This is a genomic window from Inquilinus sp., assembly GCF_057815775.1.
Genome location: NZ_JBYRFX010000847.1, coordinates 1 through 9,817 on the forward strand (window position 1 = coordinate 1; position 9,817 = coordinate 9,817).

At 68.3% G+C, this 9,817-nt stretch carries 14 protein-coding genes; 4 read left to right on the forward strand and 10 right to left on the reverse strand.

The window, feature by feature from the left end:
* The 7 genes from AC3XYG_RS30240 to AC3XYG_RS30270 all read right to left on the reverse strand — a co-directional run.
* A partial coding sequence (locus tag AC3XYG_RS30240) for a GNAT family N-acetyltransferase (protein WP_489143589.1) occupies positions 1 to 340 on the reverse strand: 340 nt, incomplete at its 3' end.
* The gene (gene eda / locus AC3XYG_RS30245; protein WP_489143590.1) at positions 337 to 966 is read right to left on the reverse strand and encodes a bifunctional 4-hydroxy-2-oxoglutarate aldolase/2-dehydro-3-deoxy-phosphogluconate aldolase; all 630 of its coding nucleotides are present in this window, start codon (positions 964 to 966) and stop codon (positions 337 to 339) included. The genes eda and AC3XYG_RS30240, both read right to left, overlap by 4 nt.
* A gap of 93 nt (positions 967 to 1,059) precedes the next feature.
* Positions 1,060 to 1,983, reverse strand: coding sequence for a sugar kinase (locus tag AC3XYG_RS30250; protein ID WP_489143591.1), 924 nt, complete (start codon positions 1,981 to 1,983; stop codon positions 1,060 to 1,062).
* Between the two features lie 34 nt (positions 1,984 to 2,017).
* Positions 2,018 to 3,037: an aldo/keto reductase gene (locus AC3XYG_RS30255; protein WP_489143592.1), complete on the reverse strand. Its 1,020-nt coding sequence runs from the start codon at positions 3,035 to 3,037 to the stop codon at positions 2,018 to 2,020.
* 18 nt (positions 3,038 to 3,055) lie between these two features.
* Entirely contained in the window at positions 3,056 to 4,048 is a 993-nt protein-coding gene (locus tag AC3XYG_RS30260) for a Bug family tripartite tricarboxylate transporter substrate binding protein (RefSeq protein ID WP_489143593.1), read from the reverse strand.
* A 136-nt stretch (positions 4,049 to 4,184) separates the two neighbouring features.
* The gene (locus tag AC3XYG_RS30265) at positions 4,185 to 4,964 is read right to left on the reverse strand and encodes a FadR/GntR family transcriptional regulator (RefSeq protein ID WP_489143594.1); all 780 of its coding nucleotides are present in this window, start codon (positions 4,962 to 4,964) and stop codon (positions 4,185 to 4,187) included.
* Between the two features lie 51 nt (positions 4,965 to 5,015).
* Positions 5,016 to 5,768, reverse strand: coding sequence for an SDR family oxidoreductase (locus tag AC3XYG_RS30270; RefSeq protein ID WP_489143595.1), 753 nt, complete (start codon positions 5,766 to 5,768; stop codon positions 5,016 to 5,018).
* A gap of 66 nt (positions 5,769 to 5,834) precedes the next feature.
* On the opposite strand from AC3XYG_RS30270, the gene AC3XYG_RS30275 reads away from it, so the two are divergent.
* Entirely contained in the window at positions 5,835 to 6,632 is a 798-nt protein-coding gene (locus tag AC3XYG_RS30275; RefSeq protein WP_489143596.1) for a 2-keto-4-pentenoate hydratase, read from the forward strand.
* 121 nt (positions 6,633 to 6,753) lie between these two features.
* Here the strand turns inward: AC3XYG_RS30275 and AC3XYG_RS30280 are convergent, their stop codons facing one another.
* Positions 6,754 to 7,014 carry a hypothetical protein gene (locus AC3XYG_RS30280; protein ID WP_489143597.1) on the reverse strand — a complete coding sequence of 87 codons (261 nt, stop codon included), beginning with the start codon at positions 7,012 to 7,014 and terminating at the stop codon, positions 6,754 to 6,756.
* 330 nt (positions 7,015 to 7,344) lie between these two features.
* Complete coding sequence (locus tag AC3XYG_RS30285; RefSeq protein WP_489143598.1) at positions 7,345 to 8,100, reverse strand: helix-turn-helix transcriptional regulator; 756 nt, start codon at positions 8,098 to 8,100, stop codon at positions 7,345 to 7,347.
* Positions 8,101 to 8,298: 198 nt separating this feature from the next.
* Between AC3XYG_RS30285 and AC3XYG_RS30290 the strand changes: the two genes are divergently transcribed.
* The gene (locus AC3XYG_RS30290; protein ID WP_489143599.1) at positions 8,299 to 8,682 is read left to right on the forward strand and encodes a DUF5071 domain-containing protein; all 384 of its coding nucleotides are present in this window, start codon (positions 8,299 to 8,301) and stop codon (positions 8,680 to 8,682) included.
* Between the two features lie 118 nt (positions 8,683 to 8,800).
* Here AC3XYG_RS30290 and AC3XYG_RS30295 read toward each other — a convergent pair whose 3' ends face one another.
* Positions 8,801 to 9,238, reverse strand: a complete 438-nt coding sequence (locus AC3XYG_RS30295; RefSeq protein WP_489143600.1) for a hypothetical protein — start codon at positions 9,236 to 9,238, stop codon at positions 8,801 to 8,803.
* Positions 9,239 to 9,294: 56 nt separating this feature from the next.
* Between AC3XYG_RS30295 and AC3XYG_RS30300 the strand changes: the two genes are divergently transcribed.
* Positions 9,295 to 9,537, forward strand: coding sequence for a hypothetical protein (locus tag AC3XYG_RS30300; protein ID WP_489143601.1), 243 nt, complete (start codon positions 9,295 to 9,297; stop codon positions 9,535 to 9,537).
* Between the two features lie 97 nt (positions 9,538 to 9,634).
* Positions 9,635 to 9,817: hypothetical protein (locus tag AC3XYG_RS30305; RefSeq protein WP_489143602.1), on the forward strand; the 183-nt coding region annotated here is incomplete at its 3' end.

Consider the following 9,817-nt stretch of genomic DNA (forward strand, 5'->3'; position numbering starts at 1 on the left):
GCCAGTTGTCGGCGGTGTCGATCAGCGCGGCCAGGAGCGCGGTGCCGAGGCCACGGCCGGTGAAATCGTCATGCACGCCCATGCCGAGTGTCGCCGCATGGGCCCGGCGCACCTTGCCCGGGGACAGCACGGCGTCGCCGACGATGCGGCCCGCCGCCTCGGCGACGATATGCGTGTCGTCGGCTGGCCGTGTCTCCAGCCATTTGCGGACCGCGTCCACGGAGGGATAGCGCGGGCGCAGCGTGCCCCAGCGGAAGCGCGGCTGGCCGTGCAGCTCCGCCAGGCCGGCCGCGTCGTCGACCCGGATCGCCCGCAGGACGAAGCCAGGCGCGTCGGTCATGCCTCTTCTTCACCCCGGGCGATGGCCACGGCGCGGCGGGCGCGGGCGGTGATCGCCGCCCAGTCGCCGGCCGCCATCTCGGCCTTGCCGGCGATCCAGGTGCCGCCGACCACGGCGACGTTCGGCAGGGAGAGATAGGAGCGCAGGTTGGATTCGCGGACGCCGCCGGTCGGGCAGAAGCGCATGCCGCCGAACGGGCCGGCCAGCGCCGCCAGCGCCGACTGGCCGCCATAGATCTCGGCCGGGAAGAACTTCAGGATGCCGTAGCCGAGGTCGCGCGCCGCCATGATCTCCGACGGGGTCACAGCACCAGGCAGGAAGGGATAGCCTTCCACGGCGCGGGCCAGCGCCGGGGTCAGGCCGGGGCTGACGCCGAACACGGCGCCGGCCTTGCGCGACGCTTCCAGGTCGGCGGGCGACAGCACCGTACCGGCCCCGACGATGGCGCCCGGAACCTGCGCCATCGCGGCGATGACCTCGAGCGCGACCTTGGTGCGCAGCGTCACCTCCAGCACCGGCAGGCCGCCTTCGACCAGGGCACGGGCAAGCGGCACCGCCGCCTCCACCGTCTCGACGGTCAGGACGGGGATGATCGGGGCGCTGGCGATGATGTCGGCGATGGTCATGGCGGGTCTCGGCGGTCAGCGGGTCATTCGGTTGCGCCGCACCATAGCAAATTGTGGCGACGGGACGAGAGTCATCCGACGTACAGCCTGACGTCAGGCTTGTCCGCGGGCGAAATCGGGCATGGCGTCGCGGGGCACCACGGCGCCGCGATGGCCGATCACCACGGCGGCCAGGCGGTGGCCGCGCTGCGCCGCCGCGGCCGGGTCCAGCCCGGCGAAGCGGCCGGCGAGGTAGCCGGCGTTGAAGCTGTCGCCCGCCGCCGTCGTGTCGACCGGCGTCACCACCGCCGGCACCGGGACCGTCACGGTGTCGCCGTCCACGGCGATATGGCAGCCCTCGCTGCCGCATTTCACCACGATCTCGCCGACGCCATAGCCCTGCAGCCGGGCGATCGTCGCCTGCGGGTCGGCATCGCCGAACAGCGCCTGTTCGTCGTCGAAGGTCGGCAGGGCGTGGGTGGCCAAAGCGAGGAAGCGTGCGAACACCGCCTGCGCCCGGGCCTTGTCCGGCCAGCCGCGCGGCCGGTAATTGCCGTCGAAGACGATGCGCGCGCCCTTGGTCCGGGCGGCGCTGAGCACCGCATGGAAGGCGTCGCGGCCGCGGTCGCTGTACAGCGACAGGGTGATGCCCGAGAAGTAGAGCAGGTCGTAGCCGGCCAGCGTCTGCGCCAGGCCGGCGGCATCGGGCAGCTCGAACAGCTCGCGCGCCGGCGCCCGGTCGCGCCAGTAGTGGAAGCTGCGCTCGCCCTTGTCGTCGGTGCGGATCATGTAGAGGCCGGGCACCCGGCCGGGCAGGCGCGGCACCAGACCGGTGCCGACCCCTTCGGCCTGCCAGCGCGCCAGCATCTCGTCGCTATACGGGTCGTCGCCCAGCGCGGTGGCATAGTCGACGGCGACGCCCTGGCGGGCGAGATAGACCGCGGTGTTCAACGTGTCGCCGCCGCTGGCGAGCTGGGCATCGCCGCCGGACTTCACCGCAATCTCGATCATGCACTCGCCGATCGACGCTACACGCATGGCAAAACACCCTTCCCGGCTCACGGCCGGTCCATCAGGGTGTCGGCGCGTCGGTGCGAATCAGATTTTCCGATTTCAGATCCGACCACAGCCCGGCGGGGATCGGGTAGCGGAAATTCTCGACGTTGCGCACCACTTGGTCGGGCGACAGCGCCCCGGGGATGACCGCGGCGACGATCGGGTGGCCGAGCGGGAATTGCAGCGCCGCCGCGGCCAGCGGCACGTCGTGCGCGGCGCAGACCCGCTCGATCCGGCGGCAGCGCTCCAGCTCCTCCGCCGTCGCGTCGCGGTAATTGTACTTGGCGCCGGCGACCGGGCCGGTGGCGAGCAGGCCGGAGGCGAAGACGCCGCCGATGACGATGCCCGCACCATGGCGTTCGCACAGCGGGAACTCCTCGGCCAGCGGCGCCTGGTCCATCAGAGTGTAGGGCATCGCCACCAGGAAGGCGTCGAGGTCGGCGGCATCCAGCAGCCGCGGGATCATGCCGTTGACGTTGATGCCGGCACCGACCGCACCGATGATGCCGGCGGATTTCAGCTGCTCCAGCGCCCGCCAGCCCGACGACGACAGCTGGTCGAGATGCGCCCGCACCCGGCCCTCGGTCTTGTGGTGCGGCAGGTCGAGGTCGTGGATCAGCAGCAGGTCGATCCGCGGCAGGGTCAGCCGCATCCAGATCTGCTCCATCGCCCGCATGATGCCGTCATAGCCATAGTCGAAGACGACATCGAAGGGCAGGCCGCCGGCCCATTTGTCGGAGTGGTAGCTTTCCGGCTTCGGCGACGGCCGCAGCCAGCGCCCGACCTTGGTCGAAACCCGGAACTCGCCGCGCTCCTGGCCGTGCAGGAAGCTGCCCAGCCGGTGTTCGGCCAGGCCCAGCCCGTACCAGGGGGCGGTGTCGAAATAGCGGATGCCGGCATCCCAGGCCGCCTGCAGCGTGGCATGGGCCTGGGGTTCCGGCACCTTGACGAAGAGTTCGCCGAGGGCGGCGCTGCCGAAGCCGAGGGTGGTCACGGCCACATCGGTCCGGCCGAGCCGGCGGGTCTCGAACGACATCGGCGAACTCCTGTCAGGTCACTGTTGGTCGGCGCCGGAAGCCTTGACGATCGGCGCCCACCGCGCGAGTTCGAGCACGACATGCTGGCCGAGCTCGTCGGCCGTGGAGCCGACCACGGTGGCGCTGAGATCGGCCAGGCGCGGCTGCAGGCCCGGGTCCTTCACCGCCTTGACCGCCGAGGCGTTCAGCCGGTCGACCACCGCCTGCGGCGTGCCGGCCGGGGCGAACAGGGCATTCCAGGTGTAGGTCTCATAGCCCGGCACCCCTGCCTCCTCCATCGTCGGCAGGTCGGGGAAGCTGGCGGAGCGGGTCTTGGTGGTGACGGCCAGCGCCCGCAGCGTGCCCGCCTTGATGAACTGGGTCGAGGACGGCAGGTTGTCGAACATGATCGGCACCTGGCCCGCCACCACGTCGTTCAGCGCCGGTCCGGCGCCGCGATAGGGGATATGCACCATGTCGACCCCGGCAAGGCTCTTGAACAGCTCGCCCGACAGGTGCAGCGGCGTGCCGATGCCGGAGGAGGCGTAGCTGTATTCGCCGGGCTTGGACTTCAGCAGCGCGATCAGCTCCTGCACCGACTTGACCGGCAGCTCCGGGTTGACCTCCAGCACGTTGGGCACCAGCACCAGCAGCGAGATCGGCGCGAAGTCCTTCACCGGGTCGTAGGGCATGTCCTTCATGATCGCGGGGTTGAGCGCGTGGGTCGCGATCGTGCCCATCAGGATGGTGTAGCCGTCGGGGTCGGCGGTGGCGACGGCGGCGGCGCCGATGTTGCCCCCGGCCCCGGCCTTGTTCTCGACGATCACGGTCTGGCCGAGGTCTTCCGTCATCTTCTCGGCGATGATGCGGGCAATCAGGTCGGTCGACCCGCCGGCGGCGAACGGCACCACCAGGGTGACCGGGCGCGACGGATAGCTGTCGGCGGCGGGCGCGAGGCCGGCGCAGAGCGCCAGGGCCGTGGTCAGGCCGGCAAGCAGGAAGCGGCGCCGGAGCCGGCGGGGCTGCGTCATCGGTGGTCCTCCCTTCGGGACGTTTCTGTGGCTCGGACGCGGCTCTCCCACCACGCCCGGCCCTTCGATTGTCGCGGAGGATGGCGGCGCTGACAACCCGGCGCCAGCATGGCCGGCGCCGCCATGACCGATGCCCTTAGTTCGGGACGTCGGCTCCGGCGGCCAGCGCGGTCTCGGGGCTTGCCGCCTCCAGCTCGCGCGCGCTCTGGTTCATGATGAACTGCATCGCCTTGCGCGCCGCCCGGGCGTCGCCGGACGCGATCCCCTCATACACCGCACGGTGGTCGCCCACCGCCAGGGGGAACGCCCGGTTGCGCCGCGCCTGGGCCTGGAAGCTCATGGTCAGCAACGGGCCGAGGATGGTGCTGAGCCGTTCGATCAGCACGTTGCGGCTGGCGGCGAAGACCGCGAGGTGGAAGCGGACATCGGCGCTGTAGAAGCCGTTCGGGTCCTCGCCCGCCTGCTCCATCTCGCTCAGCGCCTCCAGGATCGCGGCGCGGTCCTCGGGCTGCGACCGCCGGGCCGCCAGCTCCGCCGCCGCCGGCTCGATCGCCCAGCGCAGTTCGACCAGGTCGCGCCGGAAGCTGGGGATCAGCGCCTCGGGCGAATGCCAGCCGAGGATGTCGGGGTAGAGCAGGTTCCAGGCGTCGCGCGGCCGGACCCGGGTGCCGGAGCGGCGGCGCGGTTCCACCAGCCCCTTGGCCGCCAGCACCTTGACCGCCTCGCGGATCGCCGACCGGCTGGCGCCATAGGTTTCGGCCAACTCGCCTTCGCTGGGCAGTGTGTCACCGGGCGGGATCTGGTCGGAGACGATCCGGGCACCGATGTCGTGGACGACCCGGCCGTGCAGGCCGGCGGAGGGATAGCCGTTTTTTTTCATGCCGCGGTCGTCGACCTTCTTTGGATCCTGCGCCATTGTCGCCGTTTTCTCCCGCGTTGCAATGGTTTGCCGGTTCGGTGTTCTAGATCACCGTCCGCCGGATACGTCGATGGTGGTGGCGGTCATGTAGGAGGCTTCGTCCGACAGCAGGAACAACACCGCCGCGGCGATCTCCTCCGGCCGGCCGATGCGGCCGAGCGGGATGGTCGGCGCGATCACGCCGAGCACCGCTTTGCCGCCCTCATGGCCGTCATTGATGTCGGTGTCGGTCAGGCCGGGGCGCAGGCCGACGACGCGGATGCCGTCCGGCGCGACCTCCCGCGCCAGCCCCGTGGTGAAGCTGTCGATGGCGCCCTTGGACGAGGCATAGGCCACCTCTCCCGCCAGCCCGCCATGGCGCGCCGCGACCGAGGAGATGTTGACGATGGCCCCGCCCGGCCCGCCGCGGCGACGCGACATCCGCCGGATCGCCTCGCGGCAGCAATGGAACACGCCGAACACATTGACGGCATAGACCGCAGCCAGCGCCTGCGGGTCGTCCAGCGCCTCGATCCGTGCCACCGGCCCGATCACCCCGGCATTGTTGACCAGCGCCGTGACCGGACCAAAGCGATCGTCGATCGCGGCGAACATGGCGGTGACGGCGGCGCTGTCGGCGACATCGGCGGCGAAGGATGCGGCCTGGCCGCCCGCCGCCGCGATCTCGGCCACCAGCCGGTCCGCCGCATCGGCCGAGCGGCTGTAATTCACCGCGACGCGCCAGCCGCGGGCCGCGCCCAGGCGGGCGATGGCGGCGCCGATTCCACGCCCGGCACCGGTGACGAGCAGAACTCCGGCCATGGCCCGATCCTCTTGTCCGACGAATGAAGGTAGCAGAGGATACACATCCTACCAATGGAGAGCGCAATGGCTGTTCCGGAGCCGTCCGCTGCCGATCTCCTCGCGACCAGCCGGCTGCGGCCCGGCGCCGTCTCCGGCCTGCCCAATGCGCTGCGACCGGCCGACATGGCGGCGGCCCGCCGGCTGCAGGATGCGGTGCATGACCGCCTGTCCGCCGCCGGGCTGGGGCCGCGGGCCGGCTGGAAGATCGGCTGCACCACGCCGGTGATGCAGCGCTTCCTGGCCATCCCCGAGCCCTGCGAGGGCGGCATTTTCCAGGCCAATGTCCAGACCAGCCCCGGCCATTTCCCGGCGGCGGCGCGTCGCCGCATCGGCGCCGAATGCGAGATCGCGGTGCGGATCGGCCGCGACCTGCCGCCCCAAATCCTCCTCCAGGGCGACCACAGCCGCGACGCGCTGGCGGATGCAGTCGAGGCGGTGCTGCCGGCGATCGAGGTGGTCGACGACCGCTATGCCGATTTCGCCGCCCTGGGCGCGCCAACGCTGCTGGCCGATGATTTCTTCCAGGCCGGCTGCGTGCTGGGGGCGCCGGTGACCGACTGGCGCGGCCTGGACTTGGCGGCGCTGTCCGGCCGGATGCTGGTCGACGGGGTCGAGGCCGGGCGCGGCCACGGACGCGACGTGCTGGGCCATCCGCTGGCGGCGCTGGCCTGGCTGGCCGGCACCCTGGCCCGCCGCGGCCAGGGCCTGCGTGCCGGCGAGATCGTGCTGCTGGGCAGCTTGGTGCAGACCCAATGGCTGGCCCCGGGCGCAAACGTCGTCATCGAGATCGAGACGCTGGGCCGGGCCGAGATGGTGGCGTGAGGGGCCAGCCCGTCCTGGGGTCGGCTTTGCTTCCGATCCCCTCCCGTCGCGGAAAAGGGAGTGAGAAAAGCGATCGTAGCAAGAGCTTTGGCTGGCGTTCGAGCGTCGCCTTTGGATTGCTCTAAGCGGGATTGAGCGTCACCACGTACATCTCAGGCCCTTCCAATTCGACATTAGCAATCTTCCAACGAGTGCCTTTCATGCCGCCGGTGTCTCGCGCATAGCTGTTCGGCTGGCTGTCGAAAAAGGACCGGACCTCTCCCGTCGAAGGATCGTGATAGAGCCACTTTGCCATCCCTGCGTATTCGAGGATTGCACCGACCGGGGCTCCGAAGGTCCGCAGGAATGGCAACTTGTACGCAGCTGACGGTCCATGGGTCATAGCATGATCCCTGCCTTACGCATCCGGCATCGGCATTCTATGCGGAGTTGATCGAGGGCGCATCTCCGACAGCAAGAGGTGCCCGAACAGCCAACCGTGTGGCACTGCGGCCTGAACTCGTGTCACCTTCGTCCCCGGCTCAGCCGAAGGGGACCATCTCCGGCCATTGCATCGCCGCCTCGACAACGGACATCTTCCAACCCGGCCGTCGTCGCGAACGCACCGTCGGGCGGCGCTTACCGGGTTGCGACTGCGAGGATATCAGGCAGCTCCTGGAAGACCGTCGCACGCAGCCGGTGACATTGGCCGCGATCCCTACCCCCCCAACGATCAGAGGCTGATCAGCCCGAGCGAGAGGGCGGTGGCCACGGCCTCGGTGCGGCTGGAGGCTTGCAGCTTCCGCATCGCCGAGCCGATGTATTCGTTGACGGTGTAGGCCGACAGCGCCAGCTGGCGGGCGATGTTCTTGCTCGACGCGCCATGGGCGATCCAGGCCAGGCAATCGCGCTCGCGCTGGCTTAATTCGGGGCGCCCGGCCGGCGGCATCGGCCGTAGCGCCCGGCGCCCGGCGGCGATGGCCGCAAGGCGGCCTTCGATCTTGACGGCACGGTCGAGATGCGGGGCGACGGCCCGCAGCAGGCGCAGCTCCTCCGCCTCATACAGCGGGTGCTGGCGGGGCCGGTAGATCGCCAGGCAGACCGGCTGGGCGGCGAGGTCCAGGGCGTACCAGGACAGGCAGAACCAGAGATCGTTCGGGCGGTAGAGGTCGCTGTAGATCTCGCTGCGCTCCAGCGATGCTTCCGGCACCAGCGCGCAATCGTCGACGAACGACCCGGGCGGCAGCTGGCGCAGCTTCGGCCAGACCGGGTCGACGGTGTGGTAGTAGGTGTCGTAGGCCTGATGGGCGGCGGGGTCGATGTTGAGGGTAACAGCCGTTTCCGCCGGCCGGTCGAGCCACCGCAGCACGGCGGCCGTGCCGCCGACGGCCCGGGTCATCCCTTCGACCAGCGTCGTCCAGTCCTCGTCGCCGGCGGCGGCATCATAGACCCGGCCGATCAGGGTGCTGAGGGTGCGTTCATCCGCCATGGTGGGTGAAAAGCCTGTCACGATGGGGTCGCTGACATAAGATCGTTGCCACAACGAAACAACAAGGAATTTGTTCCGATATAGCCAGTAGGCGGGGCCAAATCATGGCATCCAGCCACCCTGTCGCCGTGGGAAGCCATATGGAGAGCATGATATTCGTGGCATGCGAGATCCCATCCGAGAGAGGCAGGAGGAACCATGCCCCCCGACCTGGCGGCCCTGGTGCCGACCGACAAGCTGGACACGGAGAGTGTCCGGGCCATCGTGGCCCTGGGATATCCGGCGGTCGCCTCGATCATTCCCCGCCTGCTGGAGTGGATGCAGGACGTGAACTGGCCTGTGGCCCAGGAGCTCCACCCCTTCCTGGCGAGCATCGGCGCGCCGCTGGCACCCGAGATCAGGCGCATCCTCGAAACCGATGACGAGACCTGGAAGTTTTGGATCCTGAGCACGGTCGTCGCCGAATCCGCCGAACTGACGGCGCTGCTGCGGCCGGAGCTGGAGCGGCTGGCCGCCCACCCGACCCCGGATGAGCGGTTCGAAGACCTCGATAAGCTCGCCCGGCAGATCCTGGACAAATAGCGCCGATTGTTCGGACGGAAATAAATGGCAACCGTCGTTTGATCAGGCGAGGATCGCGCAACCACATCGTTGAATTGACTGCAGCGGGAAGCACCATACTGCACAATATCATTACAATCTAATAAGACAACAGAGTGTCGATGGCAGGGCGGTTGGCAGTCGCCAAAATCCAAAGCCACTGGTTGTTTTCAACATCATGATCCACCATCCATCTGTCCAACGCCTTCATCTTGGATGAATCTTTCCATTCGTTGATTCCAATGGTGTATTCTCGGGCGAATCCTTCCGGAGCATCGGCAACAAGAGCGCTCCGCATCGCCTGCTGTCGCGGGACGGGTGTGGCTTCAAAATACGTCCAAGCCCCCGACCGTACAGACTGCGCAAACCAACCCAGGCTTTCAACGAACAGAAAAAGTGGCCGAGGAAAGCAATAGTCAGCCGCCTCCATCTGGAACACTGCCGTTCCCGACAAGAGCGATGATAGTTGGACCAAGCCATCGTAGTTTTGGGCCACAAAGAGATCATTCATGTAGGATCGACTGAACATAGGCTTCATCTTTTTCTCAATAGCCGTGAGCACGCAACAGCATCATCCGTGCCGGGCTGGCCGAATTGCAGGCAACGCCAGATAAAAATTACGCCGGAAAGCCAGGATTCGCCACGTCCTGTCGACAGCCTCCGATTGCTCAAGCGGAAGCAAGGTGCCAGTGCCTGATCCGCAGCACACTCAGTGTTCATTGCGCCAAACTGACGGCGCTGCTGCGGCTGGAACTGAAGCGGCTGGCCACCCACCCGACCCCGGATGAGCAGTTCGAAGACCTCGATAAGCTCGCCCGGCAGATCCTGGGCGAATAGCGGCGGTCGATCGGATGGGGGCAGGATCCCGGCCTGTGCTGCCACTAAACGAAGTGTTCATTGCGCCATTCGATGAATCATGTTCATGATACGTTCCATGGACAGCCCGCAATCCGATTCCGACGAGACAAGGCCTGATGAGGCCCGGCCGAGCGATCCCGACCTGAAGTGGACGGGGTGGGCGCTGAACATGCTGCGCGAGACGGTCGAGATCGACATGCGCGCCAAACGGCTGGCCGTGCAGCAGCAGGCCACGCCGTCGGAGTCGGACAAGCTGGAT

What these genes read in the sequence shown, in the direction of transcription:
- eda (WP_489143590.1), bottom strand. Translation starts at nt 966, where the DNA reads ATGACCATCGCCGACATCATCGCCAGCGCCCCGATCATCCCCGTCCTG.
- AC3XYG_RS30250 (WP_489143591.1), bottom strand. Translation starts at nt 1,983, where the DNA reads ATGCGTGTAGCGTCGATCGGCGAGTGCATGATCGAGATTGCGGTGAAG.
- AC3XYG_RS30255 (WP_489143592.1), bottom strand. Translation starts at nt 3,037, where the DNA reads ATGTCGTTCGAGACCCGCCGGCTCGGCCGGACCGATGTGGCCGTGACC.
- AC3XYG_RS30260 (WP_489143593.1), bottom strand. Translation starts at nt 4,048, where the DNA reads ATGACGCAGCCCCGCCGGCTCCGGCGCCGCTTCCTGCTTGCCGGCCTG.
- AC3XYG_RS30265 (WP_489143594.1), bottom strand. Translation starts at nt 4,964, where the DNA reads ATGGCGCAGGATCCAAAGAAGGTCGACGACCGCGGCATGAAAAAAAAC.
- AC3XYG_RS30270 (WP_489143595.1), bottom strand. Translation starts at nt 5,768, where the DNA reads ATGGCCGGAGTTCTGCTCGTCACCGGTGCCGGGCGTGGAATCGGCGCC.
- AC3XYG_RS30275 (WP_489143596.1), top strand. Translation starts at nt 5,835, where the DNA reads ATGGCTGTTCCGGAGCCGTCCGCTGCCGATCTCCTCGCGACCAGCCGG.
- AC3XYG_RS30280 (WP_489143597.1), bottom strand. Translation starts at nt 7,014, where the DNA reads ATGACCCATGGACCGTCAGCTGCGTACAAGTTGCCATTCCTGCGGACC.
- AC3XYG_RS30285 (WP_489143598.1), bottom strand. Translation starts at nt 8,100, where the DNA reads ATGGCGGATGAACGCACCCTCAGCACCCTGATCGGCCGGGTCTATGAT.
- AC3XYG_RS30290 (WP_489143599.1), top strand. Translation starts at nt 8,299, where the DNA reads ATGCCCCCCGACCTGGCGGCCCTGGTGCCGACCGACAAGCTGGACACG.
- AC3XYG_RS30295 (WP_489143600.1), bottom strand. Translation starts at nt 9,238, where the DNA reads ATGAAGCCTATGTTCAGTCGATCCTACATGAATGATCTCTTTGTGGCC.